We start from the raw sequence: 23,459 nt of genomic DNA, 5'->3' as shown, positions 1-23,459 counted from the left end.
CGTATCAGACCCGCTGGTTGCGCCGCACAGCGAACGTGTCGCCCACGACGTAACCGTCCAGGCCGTGCTCCTCGCCGTATTCGATCAAGTCGCTGGTCCGGTTGATGAAGCCTCGTCCGGAGTAGTTGAGCGAGGTGTTGCACAGGACGCTGTAGCCGGTGATGCCGCGGAAGGTCTCCAGCAGACGGGCCATCCGGGGATTCTGTTCCGGCGTCACCGTCTGTGCTCGCGCGGTGCCGTCGACATGGGTCACGGCCTTCAGGGAGTCCGACGTCACCTGGCTGAAATAGAGCATGTAGGGATCCGGAATCGAACCGTCGAACCAGTTCGCTGCCTCGTCCTCCAGGCAGATCGGGGCGATCGGCCGGTAGCCCTCGCGCTGCTTGATCCCGTTGAGCCGGGTCATCGTCTCCTCGCTGAACGGCGCAGCCAGGATCGACCGGTTGCCGAGAGCCCGCGGGCCCATCTCCCACCGTCCCTGGGCCCAGCCGATCACGTTGCCGTCCGCCAGGAACTTGGCCACCTCGGCGAAGTCCAGCGGCTTGACGTCGTATGCGTCCGAGTCGAAGGGGGCGTCCTCGACGAACTCCTCACCGGCGTAGACGTCCCAGGACACCGTGGCCGAGCCCGTGTAGTACAGCTGGGCGTCGATCGCCGTACCCAGCGCGGAGCCGCTGTCGTTCGGGCAGGGCGGCACGAACACCTCGGGGAAGAGCCCGCACTCCCGCCAGCGACGGTTCCACTCGCAGTTGAGTGCGCAACCGCCCGAGATCAGCAGCGGGTACCCCTCCGTGAGCTCCGCCTTCGCGTACTGGAAGAAGCGGTCGAAGATCGCGTCCGACATCTTCGCTGCCAGGTTCCGGTACTCCTGCGAATCCACACCGATGTTGTGGAACGGGCTCCAGGTGAGCTCGTCCTTGCCCAGGTTGGTGATGATGTTTTCCTGGTCGAGGAGGAAGTCGATGAGCTTCTTCTCGTCCTTGGTCAGGGGGAGGTCCTGCGCGAAGCCGGTCAGCGCCATCTGCTTCCCGGCGTCCTGGAGCCTGAGCACGCCCTTGTTCGCCTTGAAGTTCGGATCGGCCAGCGCGAAGAGATAGGCGTACTTGTTGCCGGGGTCGGCCAGGACATGGCGGAGGTGGGTCACCTGGCCGTTCTCGTCGATCAGGTAGAACGATCCGATGTTGCCTTCCCAGACCAGGCAGTAGAAGGGCTGTCCGGCCGGGAAGTGCGACATGCCCAGCGCGGTCATGATGTGCGACCGCTCGTGCGTGGAGGAGAAGATCCTCACGTCCTGGCCGAAGAACTTGCCCGCCTCGTCGGAGATCGACCCCGGGCCCACTCCGAAGTAGCCCGTGCGGGTCTGCGGCTCGCTGGAGAACGTGCCCTTCACCCAGCCGCCCACCGCCAGCGCGTCGGGGATCCGCCCCAACTTCTCCGTGGCCCGGAGAAGGACGTCGGCCGTCAGCCGGTCGTAGCGCGGGAACGAATCCTTCTCGGCCTCCAGCGAGAAGAGGAGCCGGCCGTCCTCGATCGCGGCAATGGCGCCGTCATGACCTTCTTTGAAACCCAGAATCAGCATGAGCTACTTCCACCTCCGAGTGGGACCACTGCCTCAGACTTGAGCAGGGCCATGCGATCAACTTTCCCGTTGTGCGTCACGGGGAACGAGTCCAGAATGGAAATCCGGTGCGGCACCATGAAATCGGGCATCTTTTCCGTCGCATAGTCGCGAAGGTCGGACTGTGTGAGTCCACCGCGGTGCTCCGCACGGAAAGTCAGATATGCAATCAGCCGCCGGTTCTCCGGCCTTTCGTCCGTGGCGACGACCACGGCCTTCTTGACTGCGGGATGCTTCTCCAGAACGGATTCGACCTCGGCGAGATCGACGCGAATTCCGCGGATCTTCACCTGTCCGTCCACCCGGCCGATGAATTCCAGAGAACCATCGGCGTGCCGGCGTACGAAGTCGCCGGTACGGTACATACGCCCGCCGGGCACCCCGAACGGATCGGCCACGAACCGCTCGGCGGTCGTCCCGGGTCTGCCGAGGTAACCGTGGGCCACTCCGGTCCCCGAGGCGTACAGCTCGCCCACTTCCCCGTCGGCCACCGGACGCAGTTGTTCATCGAGTACGTGGATGTCCTTGCCGACCAGGTTGCGGCCGATCGGTACCGTCTGCCGCGCCGCGCTCTGGGCGGTGACGCGGTGCGTGGTCACGAAGACCATGCATTCGACGGGTCCGTATCCGTTGACGAAGCGCAGCTCCGGAAAGTCACGAACCACCCGGGCGGCGTGCTCGGGCGAGAGCGCCTCACCGCCGACCAGCAGGTCCGTCAGCCCTTCCAGCGCCTCCGGGTACTCGTCCATGATCACGTGGAAGAGGACGGTCGGGAGGTTCATCGTGGTGATGCCGTGGTCGGCCACGAGGCGTTCCATCAGGAGGGGATTGGGTTTCCCCGGGTGGAACACGCAGGTGCCGCCGGTCAGCAGGGGACCCCAGAGTTCCAGGGCGAAGGCGTCCCAGGAGACGGGCGCGCACTGGAGCCAGACCGTGTCGGGGCCGAACCTCGTGTAGCTCTGCCCCAGGACGGTGCCGACCACCGCCGTGTGCGGGGCGGCGACGCCCTTGGGCCGGCCGGTGGAGCCGGAGGTGAAGATGACACAGGCGATGTCCTCGGGCCTGGTGCCCGCAGCTCCCCTGGGCAGTGGCCGATCGGTGTCCCCGGCCATGCGGACGAAACCCGCCGGGGTGCCCAGCCGCTTCACCTCCGCCTCGCTGTCGGCGATCACGACGGCGGGTGCCACGTCCTCGACCATGTCCCGCAGGCGGTGCACGGGAAACTCGGGGTCCAGCATCGCGTAGCCCGCGCCGGCCTTCAGCGTGGCGAGGATGGCAACGACCATCTGCGTCCCACGCGCCAGGTGGATCCCCACCAGGGATCCCCGCCGCACCCCCGCGTCCACGAGGAGCTGCGCCATCCGGTCCGCACGCGCGTCCAGTTCGCCGTAGGTCAGTTCTTCACCCCCGGAAACCACCGCCAGGGCCTCGGGGGCGGCGGCGGCCCGCTCCTCGAAGGTCTCGTGCAGGCACCGTTTCGTCATGCCTGCCTCCGTTCCACGGGGAAATCAAAACGCTCTTTGTTGTGCAATTTCGCCTTCTCAGGTCTACCGGCTACCGGTAATCATTGGGGAGTTGCAGCTGACTACAGGAATCGTCCGGGTTCATCCGGCGCACAATTCACTCAAGGAGGTGGGGAACCGCGGAATCCGGTCAGCGCGGCACAGCGACTGCGAGATCGGCGGTTCTGTTGGATCGCTCTTCCACCGCGCGCCCCAGCAGCGTATATCCAATTGCCGCGACGGTACCTATCACTCCGCAGATAATCCAGATGACATTGACCCCGAACCGATCGATCACGAATCCGCCAGAAATCGGAGCCACGAGTGCGGCACCGGAGAAGGCGAGCTGATACATCCCCTGGTATCGCCCCCGTGTCGCAGACGACGACAGCTGGGAAACAAGGTTCATGATCACTGGCGCGAAAATTATCTCGCCCAGGGTCCAGATGGCCACTGCCAAGAAGTAGAAGTGCAGCGAATCGGCACCCGCTATGACAGCGAGCCCGTATCCGCAGAGCAGCGCCGAGGCCGCGAGGACCCGCCTCGGCGTCACGGACTTCACCACCCTGGAGAGCAGTACCTGCAGAAGAACGATCATGAACCCGTTCAGACTGATGACCATTCCGTAGTCCGCAGACGAAAAGCCCTTCATGGACATGGTGATCGGCAGTGCGGTCGCAGCCTGTTGGAACAGCAGGGCCATGAGGAAAGTCATTCCCACGATCCCCATGAAGGTCCAGTCCTTGCACACGGCAGCGTATCCGGAAAAGAACCGGGAATCCTGTTCCTGCCCACGGCTTCTCTTCCCGCTTGTTTCCGGGACCCGCAGATGCACGAGGATCGCGCAGACAAACGTGGCCGTGGCCTCGACCATGAAGAGGGGAAGGTATCCGTGCTCGGCCACCATTCCCACGATGGCCGCGGAGGCACCGAATCCCAGATTCGCCGCCCAAAAATTCAGGGAGAAGGCCTTCTGCCGTTCAGGGCCTTCCACCAGGTCCGCGATCGTTGCCCCGATCGCCGGCCGTGCTGCCGCACCCGACACTCCCACCACGAATGCCAGGACTGCGATCACCGCGGCACTGTCGGCAAACCCCAGCAGCAGGGTGGAAATGCTGGTTGTCAGCTGAGCGACCAGGATGGTACGCGTACGCCCGATTCGGTCGGCCAGGAATCCGCCGAGAATCGAGGCGACGACGGCCCCGCCGCCATAGAGTGACCCCACAAAGCCCGTGAAGCTCGCTGAATAACCTAGGCCGTTCGTCAGGTAGAGCGCAAGAAAGATTCCAACGAATCCGCCGAGGCTATTGATGAGCGTGGCAGTCCACAGCCACCAGAACTCTCGCGGGAGACCAGAAAAGGAATCCTTGACGAAGCGCTTCATGGGAAGGCATCACATTTCTCTGAACCATCGCAACATGTACCGGTATGAGGCCCGAGGCAGGCAGGTGCTCTCCGGCGTCCGTGCCTGCCCCGGAGGAGAATTCAGTGTGTCGAACCCACCTACTCGGCCATTGCGCGCACCAGGCTGGCCGGCCGCATGTCGGTCCACGTCTCGCCGATGAAATCGAGGCACTCCGCGCGAGGTGCCGGACCCCGGGCGATCGACCAGCCTTCCGGGACCGGAGCGAACGAAGGCCAGAGCGAGTACTGCCCCTCGTCGTTGACCAGCGCGTAGTACTGGCCGTCCGGGTTTTCAAATGGATTCGTCATGGGTTCTCCTGCGCGTTTGAGGAATGTGGGGAGGAAGGTGGAACGGCCACACGGGAACTGCTCCGTGGCTCGGGTCTGCTAGACGATTCCGAGTTCGGCGAGCACGCGGGAGAGCTCGTCGGCGATGGCTGCCGCAGGGCCGGGTGTCAGTGTTTCCCTGTGCAGGCAGTCGAGTTCGCGAAGGACGGTGTCGGGCGCGGAGCGCTGCCACATCTCCTTCTTCTCGGCCGCGGAGAGGGTGGTCGGGTCGGCGGTGGCCGCGAAGTAGTGGAGCCGGCCCCGGTACTCCGTCGGCTCGTAGGAGACGGACAGGTCGATGCTGTTGACACAGACGTCGACCAGTCGGTTGAGCATCCGCTCGCTCAACCCGTGCAAGGGACCGTCGGCGTCGTACACGGTGGCGACCGTCTCCGCGCGGTCCCGCACCTGAGTGGCCGGGTAAGGCGCATCGGGCAGGCCCTCGCGCAACAGGATGCGCAACGACTCCTGCTCGATGGCCTCGGCCTGCCCGGGGTCCGGTGCGCCGTCGGGTGCGAGCTGCAGCGCGTCGAGCAGGCCGAGGAACGCCACCGATTCGCCCTGCCGCTCCAGCTGCGCCGCCATCTCGTAGGCGACGAGCCCACCGAAGGAGCGGCCCATCAGCAGATAGGGGCCGTGCGGCTGGACCTCTCGGATGCGCCGCACGTGATGCGCCGCAATTGCGGCGACGTTCGGCGCCAGCTCGTCCGCGTCGGTGATCGCGGGGTCCTGCAGGGCGTAGATCGGTCGTCCCGCCAGGTGTGGCAGCAGCGCGGTGAACCCCCAGCTGAGTCCCATCGCCGGTGCGGCGCAGAAGACCGGGGTCAGGTCGCCCTGGGCGCGCAGGCAGAACAGCGAGCCCAGGTAATCGTCGTGCTGCCCCGCCGAAGCCGGCGGGTCCTGCTGCTCTCCTGATCCGATCAGCGCCGCCAGCCCGCTCGCCGTCGGGTACTGGAACAGTTCGCGAATGCCCCACTCGACACCGAGCTCCGAACGGGCCCGGGACATCAGCCGGATGGCCAGCAGCGAGTGGCCACCGAGATCGAAGAAGTCGTCGTCGATTCCGACCGATTCCAGTCCGAGGACTTCTGCGAACAGTCCGCACAGGACCTCCTCCTGCGCGTTCCGCGGCGTGCGACCTGCCGGGTTGGTTTCCTGCGCGGGAAGAGGAAGATCCTCGCGGTCCACCTTCCCGTTCGGCGTGAGCGGGAACCCTTCGAGCACGACGACCGCGGCCGGCACCATGTACTCCGGCACCGCTTGGCCGCAGTACTTGCGCAGCACACGACCGTCCACCGCGTTCGCCCCGGCCGTGGGGGTCACGTAGGCGACGATGCGCTTGTCCCCCGGCTGGTCCTCACGCACGATCACCACCGCGCGTGCGACGGAGTCGTGGCCGGTCAGCACCGCCTCGATCTCACCGAGCTCGATCCGGAAACCACGCACCTTGACCTGGTGGTCGACCCGGCCGGCGTACTCCAGCTCCCCGTCGTGACTCCAGCGCGCCAAGTCTCCGGAGCGGTACATCCGCGAGCCGGCCGGCCCGAAGGGATCCGCGACGAATCGCTGGGCCGTGGCCTGCGAACCGTTCACGTAGCCACGGGCGACCCCGGAACCCGCGATGTACAGCTCGCCCACCGCACCCACCGGCGTCGGCTGCAGGAAACCGTCGAGAACGTAGACCCGCGCGTTCGGAATCGGCCGACCGATCGGTGGCACCCGCGACCCGGCGGACACCTGGCCGACCGTTGTCCAGATGGTCGTCTCGGTCGGCCCGTAGACGTTCAGGACCGACTCGCACCGTTCGCACAGCTGACGACCGAGAAGGTCGGAGAGCGCCTCTCCGCCCACCAGCGCCCGCACGTCCTGCTTCCAGCGGACTCCGCTGTCCACGAGCGACTGCCACCACGGCGGGGTCCCCTGGACGAAGCTGACGTGAGCCCTGTCGATGAGCGACGCCACGGCCTCCGGGTCCTTCGCGTCCTCCCTGGTCGCCATCACCATCGCAGCGCCCTTGAGCAACGGCAGGTACATCTCCAGAGCCGACGTGTCGAACGAGACACTGGAGATCGCGAGGAATCGGTCAGTGGGCCGCAGCCCGAGCCTCTGCTGCATGGAGCGCAGAGAGCTGATGAGGGACCCGTTCGGGGTCAGGACGCCCTTGGGCCTCCCGGTCGAGCCGGAGGTGTATATCGCGTAGACCGGGTTCAGTTGGCAGGCGACGTGCGCATCGTGATCCCGTGGCGGATTTCCTGACGGGAGTTCGTCGAGCAGCGCAGCGAAAGCAGGGGTGTCGATGTCGATCCTGGCGACCCCTGTCGTCGCTTCGGGAACGAAGAAGTCACCGATGCTGTCGCAGCCTATGACCAGTTTCGGCTGTGCGTCACGGAGGATGAAGTCGATGCGATCCGCCGGATAGTCCGTGTCGATCGGAAGATACGCTCCTCCCGCCTTCAGGATGCCCAGGATGGCGACCACCATCTCGACGGACCGGGGAACCGCCATCCCCACCAGCTGCTCGGGCCCGACGCCCTGCTTGACCAAGTAGTGGGCCAACCGGTTCGCGCGCCTGTTCAACTCCGCGTAGCTGACCTCCAGGCCCTCGAACACCACCGCCACGGACTCCGGGGTCCGGGCGGCCTGTTCCTCGAACAGCTCGGCCAGAGACCGTTGCGGAACCTCGCATGCGGAGTCGTTCGGCTCCACCAGGAGCCGCCGCCTCTCCTCGGCCGACAGGATGTCCACCTGCCCCATGGGCAGGTCCGGATCCGCGGCCACCGCTTCGAGGAAGCGCTCAAGTCGCGCCGCGATCGCTTCGGCCGACTGACGGTCGAACAGATCCGTGGCGTAGCTGAGCAGTCCGCTCAGGTCGCCCTCGGCGGTGCTGAAGGAGAAGCTGAGATCGAACTTCTCGGCCCCGAGCCGCACCGGCATCTCAGCCACCTGCACTCCGGGGAGTTTCCAGGCGGCCTGGGAGTTGTTGTCGAATGCCAGCATGACCTGGAACAGCGGGTGTCGCGCCATGGAACGCTTCGGGTTGAGCGCTTCGACGAGCTTCTCGAAGGGGAGCTCCTGGTGCGAGTACGCCGCCAGGTCGACGTCCTTCACCCGCCGCAGGAGCTCACGGAAGCTCGGATTCCGCGAGGTGTCGGTGCGCAGCACCAGCGTGTTGACGAAGAATCCGACCAGGTCGTCGAGGGCTTCATCCGTACGGCCTGCGATGGCCGAGCCGATGGGGATGTCCGTACCCGCCCCGAGTCGTGTCAGCAGACCGGAGAGCGCCGCCTGCACCACCATGAACAGGGTGGACTGGGTTTCACGGGCCAGGTCCACCAGCCTGCCGTGCAGTTCCGGGCCGTACCGGAAGGCCACGGCATCGCCCCGGTGGCTCGCCACGGCCGGACGCGGACGAGCCGTGGGAAGCTCCAGCGTGTCCGGCAGACCGTCGAGTGCCCGGGTCCAGTACGCGAGTTCCCGGAAGCAGACGCTCTCCGGGTCCTCGGCATCCCCCAGGACGTCCTGCTGCCACAGCGTGTAGTCCACGTACTGCGTCGGCAGCGCAGCCCACGAAGGTGCGAGACCGTCGCGCCGTGCCTCGTACGCCGCCAGGAGATCCTCCGCGAGCGGCCCCATGGACCAGCCGTCACACGCTATGTGATGCATCACCAGGACGAGCACGCACTCGTCCGGGCGCACGACGAAGAGGGAGGCGCGGAGCGGAATCTCCGTCCCCAGATCGAAGGTTTCCCGTACTGCCTCTCCTACCCGCTCCTCCAGCTCCGCCTCTGTGACGTGGTGGACGTCGAACCCGACCTCGACGGAGCCGGCATCCAGGATCTGTTGGTACGGCTCCCCCGCCACCTCGGGAAACATGGTCCGCAGTGACTCGTGGCGGGAGACGACATCGCCGAGGGCTTCCCGCAGGGCGACCCTGTCCAATGCGCCCGACAACCGAAATGCTGCCGGAAGGTTGTACGCGGAGTTCGGACCGTTCAGTCGGTCAAGAAGCCACAGGCGGCGCTGCGCGAACGACAAGGGGTGCATATGCTCTCTCACTTCCGGGGCATGCGGCGCAGTGCCGGTCGAGCCTTTTCCGCGACGTTCACCATTGCCGCGATCTCGGACACCCGAGGAGCGTCGAAGACGGCAGCAAGCGGTATCTCCACTCCGAGGGCTGCACGGATGCTGCTGACCAGGCGGGTCGCGAGGAGCGAGTGACCGCCCATCTCGAAGAACCCGTCATCGATCCCCACCTGGTCCAGCCCGAGGACCTCTGCGAACAGGCCGCACAGAGTCTCCTCCAGGGGAGTTCGGGCGGACCGGTGGGAAATCGGCCGACGCGCTTCCGGTGCCGGAAGCGCCGCACGGTCCAGCTTCCCGTTCGACGTCAACGGGAACTCGTCCAGTACCACGACGGCCGACGGGACCATGTACTCGGGCAGGGCATCCTGCACGCGGCGGACCAGGGCCTCGGTGTTCAGGGCGCCCTGCCGAGAAGCGTTCGGCACGTTGAAGAAGCTGTCGGAACCGGATCCGGCAGCCCGCTCGGCACCGGTGCGCGCGACGCCACCGAAGTCGTCGAAGCCTTCAGGGACAAGGGTCGCGTCGAAGGCGTACGGGGATTCCCGCGACCAGTCGAGGGAAGCGCGATATCCATGGCTCCTCGCGATGTCGCAGATCCGCCCCGGATCGACCGCCTCGGTGGCCCACACGTCCCGCACGCTCTCGTTCTTCAGCGCGAGCAGCACGCGGAGATCAGCATCGAGCCTGGCGTTCGGCAGGCCCGTCAAGCGGAAGGCGTCCGGCCGGCCACGCTCAAGGAGGTCGGTCGCCTCCACGAGACTGTGCACGTCCTCTCCCCAGGCGAGCACCCGGACCTCGCGCCGCGCCGGCTCGTGGCCGTCGGCCTTGCGGAGCTCGACGTCGTACCGGTAGAGGGAGAGTTCGTTCTTCGCGTCCAGTTCCTTGAGCAGGACGCGATGCGACGAGATCGCTCCGACTCCTTCGGTGAGCGTGGAGAAGAACTCGGGGTCCACGAGAAGCTCCTGCTCCATTTCCTTGCTGCGCTTCGCTGCCGCGGCGTGCTCGGCGCTTCCCGGGCCCGACTCGATCCCCTTCATGGAAACCGCCGCGTGGAAGCATTCGAGCAGCTGCAGATTCCGCACGTCACCGACGAGCACGGTCCCGCCCGGCGCCAGGTGCTCCACAGCCTTGAGCAGTACCTGCTGCAGGTAGTCGCCGCTCGGGAAGTACTGGATCACCGAGTTGAGGACAATGACGTCGAAGTGCCCTTGGGGAATGTCGTCGAAATCGTCCGCGGGCCGGTTGAGCAAGCGAACTATGCCGTCGAGGCCGGCGTCTTCGGCCACGCGTCGGCCCAGGCTGCCGATGACCTCGGCCGAAAGGTCCGCGCCCCAGTAGGACTCACAGTGCGGAGCCACCTTCGACAGGATGAGGCCGCTGCCGACGCCGATCTCAAGCACCCGCTTCGGGTTGAGCTTCAGGATCCGGCCGACGGTCTCGCCGCGCCACTGCTCCATCTGGTCGATCGGGATTCTCCGGCCGTCGTAGCTGCTCGCCCATCCGGCGAAGTCGTCCTCGGCCGCCTCGTCGCTCCCGTAGTGCTGGTCCTGGATCGCCTTCCAGTCCGCGACCCGCTGGGCGTCGGAGAGCTCGTCCGTGTTTCCGTCGGTGGTCGCGGGGGTCACGTAGGCGACGATGCGCTTGTCCCCCGGCTGGTCCTCGCGCACGGTCACCACCGCACGTGCCACGGAGTCGTGACCGGTCAGCACCGACTCGATCTCACCGAGCTCGATCCGGAAACCACGCACCTTCACCTGCTGATCCGCCCGGCCGACGTACTCCAGCTCCCCGTCGCCCCTCCAGCGCACCAGGTCACCCGACCGGTACATCCGCGAACCGGCCGGCCCGAACGGATCCGCCACGAACCGCTCGGCCGTCGTACCCGGCCGTCCCAGATAGCCGCGCGCCAGCCCCGCACCCGCGATGTACAACTCACCCGCCACACCCGGCGGAACCGGCTGCAACCCCCCGTCCAGCACATAGACCCGCGCATTGGCATTCGGCCGGCCGATGGACGGAACACCACCACCGGCCGTCAACGGCCCGGTCATCGTCACGCAGACCGTGCACTCCGTCGGCCCGTACGCATTGATCATGGTCCGGCCCGGAGACCAGATCCGGATCAGCTCCTCGGAGAGCGCCTCGCCCGCGACCATCAGCGTGCCCACGCCTGACAGGGCGCCGGGCGACAGAACGCTCAGCACCGCGGGCGGAACCTCCAGGTGGGTGATGCGGTGTGCGTCGACGAGCCGCTCCAGTTCGGGGCCCGGCAGAAGCTGATCGGCGGGTGCCATGACGAGTGCCGCGCCCGCTCCCAACGCCATGAGGACGTCCGGGACATGCATGTCGAAGCTGGGTGAGGAGAACTGCAGCACCCGGCTGCCGGCCTCCTCCGTCCCCGCCGCCCGGATGTACTGAACGGCGAGGCTGGCCACTCCGGCATGCGTCACGACCACACCCTTCGGGCGGCCGGTCGAACCGGACGTATAGATCACATACGCCGGATCAGCCAATGACACCGGCCCCAGCTGCTCAGCGTCCGCGACCGCCGAAGCCGAACCCGCAGCAAGCTCCGCCACGATCTGCGGAGCATCCAGCTCCAGACGCTCGACACTCCCGCCGAACGCACCCGCCTCCACACCGCCCACCGTCAACAACAACGCAGGCCGGGCATCCTGAAGCATGAAAGCGATCCGGTCCGCCGGGTACTTCGTATCGATCGGCAGATACGCACCACCCGCCTTCATCACCGCCAGCAGAGCCACCACCCACTCCACCGAACGCGGCAACGCCAGAGCCACCACCCGACCCGGCCCCACACCCCGCCCCACAAGCACACGAGCCAACCGGTCCGCCCGCCCGTCCAACTCCGCATAGCTGACGTCCAGATCCCCGAACACCACCGCCACCGCATCCGGAGTCCGCGCCACCTGCGCCTCGAACAACCCCGGAAACGTCAGACCCAGCACCTCAACCGCTGTGTCATTCCACTCCGACAGCACCCGCCGACGCTCGACCGGCGACAGAACATCAACCATCCCCAGCGGCAGGTCGGGATCCGCGACGACGGCTTCCAAGAGCCGCACCAGACGTGCCGCCATCGATTCCGCCGTCGATCTGTCGAACAGATCGGCCGAATATTCAAGAGTTCCGCTGAAGCCGTTGGAATGTCCGCTGCCGTCAGTTGCGTCACGTATCGAGAACGCCAGGTCGAACTTTGCGATGCCGGACCGAACGGGCTCGTCCCCGATGCTGACGCCTGCGATGTCCCAGGCGGCTTCGACGTTGTTCTGGAACGCCAGCATGACCTGGAACAGCGGATTGCGATCGAGGGAACGGTCCGGGTTCAGGGCCTCCACCAGTCGGTCGAAGGGAAGGTCCTGGTGGTTGTACGCTGCCAGGTCGGTCTTCCGAGCCCTCCTCAGCAGTTCACGGAAGGTCGGGTCTCCTGACGTGTCGGTGCGCAGCACCAGCGTATTGACGAAGAATCCGACGAGGTCATTGAGGGCCTCGTCCGTCCGCCCCGCGATGGGTGACCCGATCGGGATGTCAGTCCCCGCACCGAGGCGTGTCAGCAACGCCGCGACACCTGCCTGCACGGCCATGAAGAGCGTGCACCCGTGTTCCTGTGCCAACTGCTCCAGTCCACGGTGCAGATCAGGACCGCACCGGAACGCCACGACCCCGCCCCGGTGGCTCTGGACCGCCGGTCGAGGCCGGTCCATCGGGAGTTCCAGGACGTCCGGCAGCCCTTCGAGCGCCTGAGCCCAATAGGTGAGCTGACGTGTGTACTCGCTGTCCGGATCGTCGGGTTCACCCTGGAGATCGCGCTGCCAGAGCGTGTAGTCCGCGTACTGCGCCGGCAACGGTGCCCACGTCGGGCTGTCGCCCTTCCGGCGAGCCTGGTACGCCAGCGACAGGTCCTTGGCCAGTGGTGCCATCGACCAGCCGTCGCACGCGATGTGGTGCATCACCAGCAGGAGAACGTGCTCCTGCGGACCCAGCACGAACAGCGAGGCACGGACGGGCAGATCCGCCTGCAGATCGAAGGTCCGGCGTACGGCCTCACTGAGCGCACCGCTCAGCGCGGACTCGGCCGTCTCCCGCACGTCGAGTTCGAGCCGCACCTCGTCCGGCCCCAGAACACGCTGGTACGGCTCGCCGTCCGCCTCCGGGAAGACCGTCCGCAACGCCTCATGACGACCCACCACATCGACGAGAGCCGCTCGCAGGGCGCGGGCGTCCAGGGCGCCCGACAGGCGGAACGCCGAGTACTCGTTGTACGTGGAGTTGGGCCCCTCAAGATGGTCCAGGAACCACAGCCGACGCTGAGCGAAGGACAAGGGAAGCAGACTGGGACGCTGTTGGGCCCAGAGCGGCTTGCGGGACTCGGGCGCATCCCCGAGGGCGTTGCTCAGCTCGGCGGGGGTGGAGGCGTCAAAGAGAGCGCCGATCGTCAGCTCGACGCCCAGCGTCGTGCGAATACGGCTCACGAGCCGCGTCGCCAGGAGTGAGTGACCGCCGAGGTCGAAGAACCCGTCGTCGATGCCGACCCGCTCCAGCCCGAGGACCTCCGCGAACAGACCGCACAGGATCTCCTCCTGCGGTGTCCGGGGCGTCCGCCCGGCCTCATCGAGTGCGTAGCGGGGAGCCGGCAGCAGATTGCGGTCCAGCTTCCCGTTCGGCGTGAGCGGGAACTCGTCCACCTGCACCACCCCGGACGGCACCATGAACTCCGGCAGCGACTGGCCGCAGAAGGTCCGCAGTGTCTGCTCGTCCACTTTCCCTTCGGTGGTTGCGGGGGTCACGTAGGCGACGATCCGTCTGTCTCCCGGCTGGTCCTCGCGCACGGTCACCACCGCACGTGCGACGGAGTCGTGGCCGGTCAGCACCGACTCGATCTCGCCGAGCTCGATCCGGAAACCACGCACCTTCACCTGCTGATCCGCCCGGCCGACGTACTCCAGCTCCCCGTCGCCCCTCCAGCGCACCAGGTCGCCCGACCGGTACATCCGCGAACCGGCCGGCCCGAACGGATCCGCCACGAACCGCTCGGCCGTCGTACCCGGCCGTCCCAGATAGCCGCGCGCCAGCCCCGCACCCGCGATGTACAACTCACCCGCCACACCCGGCGGAACCGGCTGCAACCCCTCGTCGAGCACGTAAACCCGCGCGTTGAAGTTCGGGCGGCCGATCGGTGGAACGCCCACGCCCTCCAACGGCCCGGTCATGGTGACGCAGACCGTGCACTCCGTCGGCCCATACGCATTGATCATGGTCCGGCCCGGAGACCAGATCCGGATCAGCTCCTCGGAGAGCGCCTCACCCCCGGCGATCAGCGTGCCCACACCTGACAGGGCGCCGGGCGACAGGACGCTCAACACCGAAGGCGGCGCCGCCAGGTGGGTAACGCGGTGTGCGCCGACGAGCCGCTCCAGCTCCGGGCCTGGCAGGAGCTCCTCGGCCGGCACCACGACGAGGGCCGCGCCCGCGCCCAGCGCCATGAGCACCTCGGGGACGTGGGCGTCGAAGCTCGGTGAGGAGAACTGCAGCACCCTGCTGCGAGCCCCCGTCCGCGCCGCCCGGATGTACTGGGCGGCGAGGCTGGCCACCCCCGCGTGCGACACGACCACGCCCTTCGGGCGGCCGGTGGAACCGGACGTATAGATCACGTACGCCGGATGCGCCAACGAGACCGGAGCCGGCCGCTGCGCATCCGTCACCGCCGAAGCCGCACACGAGGCAAGCTCTTCCACGGTCTGTTCGTCGTCCAGCATCAGGTGCTCGACACCCGCACCGAGCACGCTCTCCCCGACGCTTCCCACGGTGAGCAGCAGTGCGGGCCGGGCGTCCTGAAGCATGTAGGCGATCCGGTCCGCCGGATACTTCGTATCGATCGGCAGATACGCACCACCGGCCTTCAGCACCGCAAGGAGAGCCACCACCAGCTCCACCGAACGCGGCAACGCCAGAGCCACGATCCGCTCCGGCCCCACACCCCGGGCGACCAGAAGACGGGCCAGCCGGTTCGCCCGCCCGTCCAACTCCGCATAGCTGACTTCCAGATCCCCGAACACCACCGCCACCGCATCCGGAGTCCGCGCCACCTGCGCCTCGAACAACCCCGGAAACGTCAGACCCGGCACCTCAACCGCTGTGTCGTTCCACTCCGACAGCACCCGCCGACGCTCATCCGACGACAGAACATCAACCATCCCCAGCGGATTCTTCAGGTACTGCCAGGATTCGTGTGTAGACACAGTTGCACCTCATATCAATTGAGGAAATGTCGCATGCCCCGTGCCCGAGGCACTTCGTAAAGAACAGGTCAGACTTCAATCAGTGCCCCGGCAACCTCATCCACGCACGATGGACTAACGCGACCGCTTACTGTTCCCAAGGCTCGGCCGAGCCTTCGGCGCCTCATCAAGAAATCCGTAAAGTTCAATCACCGACGGCGCCTCGAAGATCTTGGCGACATCCAATTCGACGCCCAACAGCTTGCGCACGCGGCTGACCAAGCGAATCGCCATCAGTGAATGGCCGCCCAGCTCGAAGAAGCTCTCGTGAAGTCCCACTTCCTCGACCCCGAGAACCTGCGAGAATATGTCGCGCAGGATCTCCAGCCGCGCATCCGCCGGCGTTGCCGATGCCTCGCGTGTGGGACTCCCCTCCCGCACCGACTGCTCGCCGCCCGTCAGGTGCGCCGGAATTTCCGGGATGTCAATTTCATCCAGAGTCAACTGTGGGCTTTCGCACACCTGGTCAATCAGAGCGACGAAGCACTCCGTGATGAAGTTCGCCGCTTCGGAAGTGAACAGATCCTCCGAATAGAGAACGGTTCCTCGCACACCGGCAGGAGCCCCGAGCCCGTCATGCTCTTCTTTGAGTTGAAACGACACATCGAACTGGGCCGCGCGCTCCTGGATCTCTTCAACTCCGACTTCGAGCCCATGAAGCCGGAAGTCGGCTTCAGCATTGTTCTGCATCGTCAGCATGACTTGGAACAGCGGATGCCGGCCCGGCAGTCGCGGCGGGTTCAGAACTTCCACCAGGCGCTCGAACGGCAGATCCTGATGTGCATAGGCTTCGAGGTTCACCGCTCGGACCCGCTTCAGGATCTCAACGAATGCGGGATTTCCCGAAGTGTCGGCACGAAGGACCAGGGTGTTGACGAAGAAGCCGACCAGGTCGTTGAGGGCCTGGTCGGTCCTGCCGGCCATCGCTGTGCCGACGGGTATGTCGTGGCCGGCCCCCAGCTTTGACATCAGCGCGCTCACGGCCGCCTGCATCACCATGAATACGGTGCTGCCGTTCTCGCTCGCCACATCGGACACACGCACATGGGTGGCCTTGGCCAACTCAAAATCAACGGGGATTCCCAGGCGGCTCGCCGTCGCGGGACGCACACCTGCCGTCGGAAGCCTCAGCTCCTCGGGAACGCCCTCCAGCTTGGCCTTCCAGTACTCCAGCTGCCTGGACCCGAGGCTGCCGGGGTCCGACTCGTCGCCCAGCACTTCACGTTGCCAGAGCGTGTAGTCCGCGTACTGAACAGGGAGGTCTTCCCAGCCCACGTTCGCGCCGTTCAAGCGCGCAGCGTAGGCCGAGCTCAGGTCTCGCCACAAGGGGACCAGAGACCATCCGTCACCGGCAATGTGATGGAGGGTCAGCAGCAGAATCCACTCATTGACCCCCTGCTCGAAAAGCTGCACCCGCAGGGGAATGTCATTGGCCAGATCAAATGGCGCCCGGTACGCCCGGAGGAGCATGTCCGATACCACCGCGCCCCTGGCATCTTCCACTTCCAGGGTCGGCTCGACCTCGGCCGGCTCAAGTATGTGCTGGTAGGGCTCGCCGTCATGCTCCCGGAATACAGTGCGCAGGGACTCATGGCGAGCAACCAGGTCCGACAGCGCACCCTGGAGTGCGTCCTTGTCGAGTGCGCCAGTCAGTCGCAGCGCCAATGGAGTGTTGTATACCGCTTTCACTCCCTCTAGTTCATTCAGAAACCAGAGGCGCCGCTGGGCGAACGAAAGGGGTATCACGAACGAGCTCCTGATGTGGGTGTGGATCGCACCGGAGTAAACCGGTCTCACGTAACGCGCCGCATTTTTCGGCAGGAAGCTGCAAGGGTGCGAGGGGCTTCGCAAATATCACTGAATGTCCAAATTGACACCGAACCTGCCGCCCCTCGTGCAGTTTCGAATCAATGCCCGAGGACTGCGCTCGGAACCAATTCATCCGAGACGGAATGATCATCAACCAGGGAATCGATGTCAAGGATGTTGATCTGCACTTGAGCTTGATTTGAGGCTGGTTGTCCACATCTGGACTGGTCGAGTCGGTGACTCTCCTCTCTCGGCGGGACACCCCTTGTCGATCACCCTCGCCGTGGTGCAGACTGACGAACGCCACAGGCCAGCCACTGTGGGACGGCGGCACCGGCCCCGCACCGCACTCGTGGTGGCCCACCCGTTCACCCCAAGCCCGGTCATCCGACTGGTTCTTCGTCATCGGTGGCTGAGCAAACATCGGCGGCTGAGCACACCACGAAGTGGTAACTCGCGACCGCCCATTGGCTCCAGCCAATCGCCGCACAGAAAGTGTCGTCGGCCCTTCCCGGTAATTCGACGAAGGGAATCGGCGCCGTCTGCACACCCCGCGCTTCGCAGCCTTGAGGGCCGCTGTCACCGCCCTGCCCCGGACCGCCGGCCCGGTCCGCGTCGGGACGGCATCCGCATCGACGCAGTGAGCACCGGGCGGGCGGACACGGAACTGTCATGGCGCCCCGCCGAGACGGCCGGAGGCCGGGAGACCGGCGCGCCGAGCACCGCAGGGGCGGTGGTAGGCGACGCCGAAAGACCCGAGTCACCAAACCCAAGACGGCGCCGGCTGCCCGCCCTTCGGGCAACCGGACGGATCAGAAGAGGAGAAGCACGATGGGTGCAGAGAAGGTCACCGTCATCGAGACCTGGAAGCTCAAGGACGAGTTCACCGGGCGGGCACTGGAACTGATGCAGGTGATGGACGACATCGTCGGCCCGAACGCGCACGACAACCCGGGCTGGTGCGAGCACGGCCGTTTCTACCAGCTCCAGGAGCGCGAGGCGGAGATCTGGATGATGTACACCTGGCGCAGCCGCGCCGAGCACGAGGTGTTCATCAAGGAGGAGGAGAAGCTGCTCGGCGAGTTCTACGAGCAGTACTGCGACGGGCCGCGCGGCATCGTCTACTTCACGGAGCTCCCGGTCGACGTCGAAGCCACCGACCCGCACGCCCACGCGGAAAGCTCGCATGTCTGAGCCCACGGGGGACTGGGCGCCGGCCGACTTCGAACGCCACGGCCGTGAGCTGCTCGCGACGCTCCGTCAGCACTTCGAGCACGTCAGGGACGTGCCGGTGGCGCGTCCCTACGACGCCGCTGAACTGATGGGACGGCTCGACACGGATCTGCCGGAGCAGGGCGAGGAGTTCCCGCGCATCCTCACGGACACCTGGGAGAAGGTCGTTCCGGATCTCGTCCACTGGAACCACCCCTCCTTCCACGGCTACTTCACCACCTGCGCGAGTTTCCCCGGAATGCTCGCCGAGACGATGACGTCCGCGCTCAACGTCAACTCGATGCTGTGGAAGACCAGTCCTTCGGCCTCGGCCCTGGAGCACGTGGTACTGCGCTGGATCGCCGAACTGGCGGGCTATCCGGCCGAGTCGGACGGTCTGCTGGTCGGTGGTGCCTCGCTGGCCACGCTCTACGCACTCGGAGCGGCCCGGGACGCGGCGCTCGACCACGACGTCCGGGAGGAGGGGATGGGCGGGCCGCACGCCAAGGTGGCCCGGATCTACACCTCCGACCAGGCCCACAGCTCGGTGGAGAAGGCCGCGATCACCCTCGGAATCGGTCTGCGGAACGTGGTGAAGATCCCGTCCGACGACCAGTACCGGATGCGTACCGACCTGCTGGAGAGCGCCATCGCCCGCGATGTGGCGGCCGGCCTCGCGCCGGTCGCCGTCGTCGCCACGGTCGGTACCACCTCCGTGGCGGCGGCGGACCCGCTGGAGCCGATCAGTGAGATCTGCCGACGGTTCGGGGTCTGGCTGCACGTCGACGCCGCCTTCGGCGGTCTCTTCGCCTCCGCCTCCCGCATGGGCGGCGCGGCGGAGGACGTGTCGGTCGGCGACTCGCTGGTCGTGAACCCGCAGAAGACTCTGTTCGTCCCGTTGGACTCGACCGCGCTCTACTGCAGGCGCCGCGGCGCGCTGGCCAACACGTACCGACTCGTCCCGGAGTACCTGACGTCGGTCCACACGGACGGCACCTTCGACTTCATGGACCTGTCGCCCCAGCTGGGCCGGGGCTTCCGGGCCCTGAAACTCTGGTGGGTGCTGCGGTCGTTCGGCCGCGCGGGGCTGCGGTCCAGGCTGGACCACGCCATGGAGCTGGCGGACCGCCTGCGAGGGCTGGCCGCCGCCGACCCGGACTGGCAGTGCCCGGCCCCGTCGCCCTATCCGCTGGTGTGCCTGCGGTACGCGCCGCAGGACGGAGTGGATCCGGACACCGGGCTGGACGACCTGAACGCCCGCATCGTCAAGGAGCTCAACGACTCCGGCGAGGCCTTCGTGTCGCACTCGGTGATCCGCGACGGCTACGTCATCCGAGTCGCCCTCGCCAACATCCACACCACGGGGGACGACATCGAGCGCTTGTGGACCGTCCTGAACCGCACCGCGGAGAAGTGCCGGTGATCCGGCACATCGTGCTCTTCCGGCTGAAGCCCGGCTTCAGCTGGGAGAGCCCCGAGGTCCGCGAGGCCGAGGCGCTCCAGCAACGGATGGGCGAGGAGATCGAAGAGCTGCGCGAGTGGACCTGCGGTCGCAACGTCTCCGACCGTCCCGTCGCCTACGACTACGCGGTCATCGGCCTGCTGGACGACGAGGCGGCCGTGGCCCGATACCTCGCCCACCCCTTCCACCACGAGACAGCGAGCAGTTGGACGCCGATCAGCGATCGGGTGATCGCCGACATCGAGGAAGACCCTCCCCGGCAGGCAGCCTCCCCGTCCCCGCGACACCCCGAAGGAGAATGACGTGTCCGCACCCACCGAGGTCTTCGCGCTGACCGACGAGGAGCGCGAACTCCTGCCGTCCGACGACGACGTCGCGTTCTACGCCGAGCACGGCTGGTACCTGTCGAAGAAGCTGTTCACCGACGAGGAGACGGCTCTGCTGCGGTCGGCCAGCGAGGAGTTCTACGGGGGACGGCGCGACCGCGCGCTGCCGAAGCGCCCGGCGCGGCTGGCCTACTGGACCCCGGAGAAGGGCGAGGTCCAGCGCCACAACGACTACATCCACTACGAGAGCGACGCGATAGCCAGGGTGTTGCGCAAGCCCTTGCTGGGAGCGGTGGCGGCGCGGCTGGCACAGGCGGAGCAGATCCGGGTGTTCCAGTCGACCCTCATCCGCAAGCCGCCACGGCCCGAGGAGCCCAGCAACGTCGTGCCCTGGCACTTCGACCGGGACTACTGGGCGACGTCGAGCTCGGAGCGGATGCTGACGGCCTTCATCCCGTTCCACCCCTGCGACGAGCAGATGGGCACCATCACCATGGTCGACGGCAGCCACCGCTGGCAGGAGCTGAGCCAGGACGCCGTCACGGCCCGGCACTTCGTACAACTGGGGAGCGACGCCGAGTCGGTCCTCGACCGTACCGCGGAGGCGAACGGCGCGAAGGTCGTCAAGGTGCCGGTGGAGATCCCGGAAGGACACGTGAGCTTCCACCACTGCCGCACCTACCACGGCAGCGGAGCCAACCGGTCGGCCGAGCCGCGCCGCGCCATCTCGCTGCACCTGCAGGACGGCGCCAACGCGTACCGGGAGTTCTCGCTCGCGGACGGCAGCCTGGCCGCCTACAACCACGACGAGCTCGTGCGCAGGACGCCGGACGGGGCCCCGGACTACAGCGACCCCGAGTTCTGCCCGGTCGTCTGGGACGGGCCCGTGCCCCCGGCCGCGTAGCACCACCCGGTCCCGAGCGGGACAGCCGGCCGGCCACCGGGGCCCGCCCGCGCACACCAGCGCCTCCGGGCCGGCCCGGCATCGCGACAACAGACCACTAGCACAGGAAGAACCGGACTGAGCCGTATGACCATCGCAGCAGACTCCGCACGCCACGCACAGCCGCATCCCGCCGCCGGACTCCCCGTCGGCGACCTCCGGCTCGACCACGTGGAGATCTACGTCGAGGACCTCGACCGCGAGGCCGCGGAGTGGACCACGCGATTCGGCTTCACCGCCGCGGGCACCGCCGGCGGTGCCGAGGAGGGCTTCCGCAGCCTCGCCCTGCGCCAGGGCCGGATCCTCCTCGTCCTCACCGAAGGCACGGCCGACGAGCACGAGGCCTCCCTCTACACCGGTCTGCACGGCTCCGGCGTGGCCCGTATCGCCCTGCGCACCGCCGATGTCGCGGCCGCCTTCGCGCACGCGGTGGGCCGCGGTGCCCGGCCGCTGGGCGAGCCGGTCCGGCTGCCCGGCCCCGGCGCGGTGACCACCGCCACCGTCTCCGGCTTCGGGGACGTGGTGCACACCCTGATCGAGGGGGAAGGCCCCGACGGTCTGCCGCCGGGCTTCCGGCCGGTCCCGTCCGACCCCGGCACCCGGACGCCCGCCGCCGCGGACTCCGGCCTGGAGGAGATCGACCACTTCGCCGTGTGCGTGAACGTCGGGGAGCTGGACGAGGTCGTCGAGTACTACCGTGAGGCGCTGGGATTCAAGGAGATATTCGAGGAGCGCATCGCCGTCGGCTCGCAGGCCATGCTGTCGAAGGTGGTCCAGAGCGGGGAGGGCGACATCACCTTCACGATCATCCAGCCGGATCCGGCGGCCGACCCCGGCCAGATCGACGACTTCCTGAAGAGCCACGGCGGCGCGGGGGTACAGCACATCGCCTTCTCCAGCTCCGACGCCGTCGGCTCGGTCCGCGCCCTGACCCGCGACGGCGTGGAGTTCCTCAAGTCTCCCGACACGTACTACCAACTGCTCTCCCAGCGCGTGGAGTTGCTCAGGCACGGCCTGGAGGCGCTGCGCGAGTGGAACCTGCTCGTCGACGAGGACCACGGCGGGCAGCTGTTCCAGATCTTCACCCGGTCGACGCACTCGCGGCGCACCCTCTTCTTCGAGGTGATCGAGCGGCTCGGCGCCGAGACGTTCGGGTCCTCCAACATCAAGGCCCTCTACGAGGCCGTCGAGCTGGAACGGCTGCAGCAGAACGCCTCCGCCCGATGACGGCCGCCGGCGACGCGTTCGCGCCCGACGACTTCTTCGCCCTGGACGACTTCGAACAGGCCGCGGCCGCCGTACTGCCCGCCGCCGTACGGGACTTCGTGGCGGGCGGCAGCGGGGCCGAGCTCACTCTCGCGGACAACCGGGCCGCGTTCGACCGGCTGCGGATCACGCCCAGGGCCCTGCGCGACGTATCGGACTGCAGTTCCGCGACCACCCTGCTGGGCACCCCGGCCGCCATGCCGGTGGCCACCGCACCGGTCGGCTACCAGAAGTTGGTGCACCCCGAGGGGGAACTCGCCGCGGCACGCGCGGCGGCGGAGGTCGGAATCCCCTTCACCGTCGGCACGTTGAGCAGCTGCACGGTGGAGGAGATCGCGGCCGTCGGGGCGACGACCTGGTTCCAGCTCTACTGGCTGCGTGACCGCGAGAAGTCCTTCGACCTGGTACGCCGCGCCGAGGACGCCGGGTGCAGCGCCGTGATGCTCACGGTCGACGTGCCGTGGATGGGCCGGCGCCTGCGTGACCAGCGCAACGGGTTCGCCCTGCCGGACGACGTCGTGGCCGCGCATTTCCCGGTGGGCGCGGAATCGGCGGCGCACCGGGCGGCCTCGGGCGAATCCGCGGTGGCCCGGCACACCGCCTCGGCCTTCGCCCCGTCACTCAGCTGGGCAGACCTGGCGGAGCTTCGGCGGCGCACCGGGCTGCCGCTCCTCGTCAAGGGCATTCTCGATCCGGCGGACGCGGACCGGGCGGCCGAGGAGGGGGCGGACGGCATCGTCGTCTCCAACCACGGCGGAAGACAGCTCGACGGGGCCGTGGCGAGCATCGACGCGTTGGCGGAGGTGTGCGCGGCGGTGCACGGACGCTGCGAGGTGCTGCTCGACAGCGGGGTCCGCAGCGGGGTCGACGTGCTCAAGGCCCTCGCGCTCGGGGCGAGCGGCGTCCTGCTCGGCCGTCCGCTGCTCTGGGGGCTCGCGACGGGCGGCGCCGAAGGAGCGCGCAGGGTCCTCGACCTGCTCTCGGCCGAGTTGCGGGACGCGCTCGGGCTCGCGGGGTGCTCCGGCCCGGGGGCCGCGCGCACCCTGCGAGTGCGACAGGCGCCGATGGCCCCGGACCGTACCGGCACAGCCCGTACCGGCACGGCCCGTGCCCGCACGGCGTACCCGGACAGGACCAGTCACGAAGGGATGATCAACCGGTGACCCAGCGGTATCCAACGGCTCTGTTGCACACGGCGGAGCTGCACG

General features: G+C 67.3%; 13 protein-coding genes. 6 read left to right on the top strand and 7 right to left on the bottom strand.

Features of this window, described 5'->3' with window-relative positions; all coding sequences use genetic code 11:
* Positions 1–4 precede the first annotated feature (4 nt).
* The 7 genes from ACH4SP_RS26610 to ACH4SP_RS26580 all read right to left on the bottom strand — a co-directional run bounded on the left by ACH4SP_RS26610 (position 5) and on the right by ACH4SP_RS26580 (position 16,979).
* Positions 5–1,579 (bottom strand): carbamoyltransferase C-terminal domain-containing protein, encoded by a 1,575-nt coding sequence (locus tag ACH4SP_RS26610; RefSeq protein ID WP_398418108.1) that lies wholly within the window; start codon positions 1,577–1,579, stop codon positions 5–7.
* Positions 1,573–3,102, bottom strand: a complete 1,530-nt coding sequence (locus ACH4SP_RS26605; protein ID WP_398418106.1) for an amino acid adenylation domain-containing protein — start codon at positions 3,100–3,102, stop codon at positions 1,573–1,575. Before ACH4SP_RS26605 ends, ACH4SP_RS26610 begins: the two co-directional genes overlap by 7 nt.
* 169 nt (positions 3,103–3,271) lie before the next feature.
* Complete coding sequence (locus ACH4SP_RS26600) at positions 3,272–4,504, bottom strand: MDR family MFS transporter (RefSeq protein WP_398418104.1); 1,233 nt, start codon at positions 4,502–4,504, stop codon at positions 3,272–3,274.
* Between the two features lie 119 nt (positions 4,505–4,623).
* Positions 4,624–4,833 carry an MbtH family protein gene (locus ACH4SP_RS26595; RefSeq protein ID WP_398418102.1) on the bottom strand — a complete coding sequence of 70 codons (210 nt, stop codon included), beginning with the start codon at positions 4,831–4,833 and terminating at the stop codon, positions 4,624–4,626.
* 78 nt (positions 4,834–4,911) lie between these two features.
* Complete coding sequence (locus tag ACH4SP_RS26590) at positions 4,912–8,895, bottom strand: amino acid adenylation domain-containing protein (RefSeq protein WP_398418100.1); 3,984 nt, start codon at positions 8,893–8,895, stop codon at positions 4,912–4,914.
* Between the two features lie 8 nt (positions 8,896–8,903).
* The gene (locus ACH4SP_RS26585; protein WP_398418098.1) at positions 8,904–15,194 is read right to left on the bottom strand and encodes an amino acid adenylation domain-containing protein; all 6,291 of its coding nucleotides are present in this window, start codon (positions 15,192–15,194) and stop codon (positions 8,904–8,906) included.
* Between the two features lie 114 nt (positions 15,195–15,308).
* On the bottom strand, positions 15,309–16,979 hold the full coding sequence (locus ACH4SP_RS26580) for a condensation domain-containing protein (RefSeq protein WP_398418096.1): 1,671 nt from the start codon (positions 16,977–16,979) through the stop codon (positions 15,309–15,311).
* Between the two features lie 894 nt (positions 16,980–17,873).
* Between ACH4SP_RS26580 and ACH4SP_RS26575 the strand changes: the two genes are divergently transcribed.
* The 6 genes from ACH4SP_RS26575 (at position 17,874) to ACH4SP_RS26550 (ending at position 23,414) form a co-directional block, all read left to right on the top strand.
* On the top strand, positions 17,874–18,236 hold the full coding sequence (locus ACH4SP_RS26575; protein WP_398418094.1) for a hypothetical protein: 363 nt from the start codon (positions 17,874–17,876) through the stop codon (positions 18,234–18,236).
* Positions 18,229–19,677, top strand: a complete 1,449-nt coding sequence (locus ACH4SP_RS26570; RefSeq protein ID WP_398418092.1) for a pyridoxal phosphate-dependent decarboxylase family protein — start codon at positions 18,229–18,231, stop codon at positions 19,675–19,677. Before ACH4SP_RS26575 ends, ACH4SP_RS26570 begins: the two co-directional genes overlap by 8 nt.
* Positions 19,674–20,018, top strand: a complete 345-nt coding sequence (locus tag ACH4SP_RS26565; protein ID WP_398418090.1) for a Dabb family protein — start codon at positions 19,674–19,676, stop codon at positions 20,016–20,018. The genes ACH4SP_RS26570 and ACH4SP_RS26565 overlap by 4 nt, the downstream gene beginning before the upstream one ends.
* Position 20,019: 1 nt before the next feature.
* Positions 20,020–20,946, top strand: coding sequence for a phytanoyl-CoA dioxygenase family protein (locus ACH4SP_RS26560; RefSeq protein WP_398418088.1), 927 nt, complete (start codon positions 20,020–20,022; stop codon positions 20,944–20,946).
* Between the two features lie 126 nt (positions 20,947–21,072).
* Positions 21,073–22,212, top strand: coding sequence for a 4-hydroxyphenylpyruvate dioxygenase (gene hppD, locus ACH4SP_RS26555; protein WP_398418086.1), 1,140 nt, complete (start codon positions 21,073–21,075; stop codon positions 22,210–22,212).
* Positions 22,209–23,414, top strand: a complete 1,206-nt coding sequence (locus tag ACH4SP_RS26550) for an alpha-hydroxy acid oxidase (protein WP_398418084.1) — start codon at positions 22,209–22,211, stop codon at positions 23,412–23,414. The genes hppD and ACH4SP_RS26550 overlap by 4 nt, the downstream gene beginning before the upstream one ends.
* Positions 23,415–23,459 lie beyond the last annotated feature (45 nt).

The sequence above is a fragment of the Streptomyces sp. NPDC021093 genome (assembly GCF_044333135.1).
Taxonomy (GTDB): Bacteria; Actinomycetota; Actinomycetes; order Streptomycetales; family Streptomycetaceae; genus Streptomyces.
This window is presented reverse-complemented; position numbering and strand designations above follow the sequence as displayed.

What these genes read in the sequence shown, in the direction of transcription:
- ACH4SP_RS26610 (WP_398418108.1), bottom strand. Translation starts at nt 1,579, where the DNA reads ATGCTGATTCTGGGTTTCAAAGAAGGTCATGACGGCGCCATTGCCGCG.
- ACH4SP_RS26605 (WP_398418106.1), bottom strand. Translation starts at nt 3,102, where the DNA reads ATGACGAAACGGTGCCTGCACGAGACCTTCGAGGAGCGGGCCGCCGCC.
- ACH4SP_RS26600 (WP_398418104.1), bottom strand. Translation starts at nt 4,504, where the DNA reads ATGAAGCGCTTCGTCAAGGATTCCTTTTCTGGTCTCCCGCGAGAGTTC.
- ACH4SP_RS26595 (WP_398418102.1), bottom strand. Translation starts at nt 4,833, where the DNA reads ATGACGAATCCATTTGAAAACCCGGACGGCCAGTACTACGCGCTGGTC.
- ACH4SP_RS26590 (WP_398418100.1), bottom strand. Translation starts at nt 8,895, where the DNA reads ATGCACCCCTTGTCGTTCGCGCAGCGCCGCCTGTGGCTTCTTGACCGA.
- ACH4SP_RS26575 (WP_398418094.1), top strand. Translation starts at nt 17,874, where the DNA reads ATGGGTGCAGAGAAGGTCACCGTCATCGAGACCTGGAAGCTCAAGGAC.
- ACH4SP_RS26570 (WP_398418092.1), top strand. Translation starts at nt 18,229, where the DNA reads ATGTCTGAGCCCACGGGGGACTGGGCGCCGGCCGACTTCGAACGCCAC.
- hppD (WP_398418086.1), top strand. Translation starts at nt 21,073, where the DNA reads ATGACCATCGCAGCAGACTCCGCACGCCACGCACAGCCGCATCCCGCC.
- ACH4SP_RS26550 (WP_398418084.1), top strand. Translation starts at nt 22,209, where the DNA reads ATGACGGCCGCCGGCGACGCGTTCGCGCCCGACGACTTCTTCGCCCTG.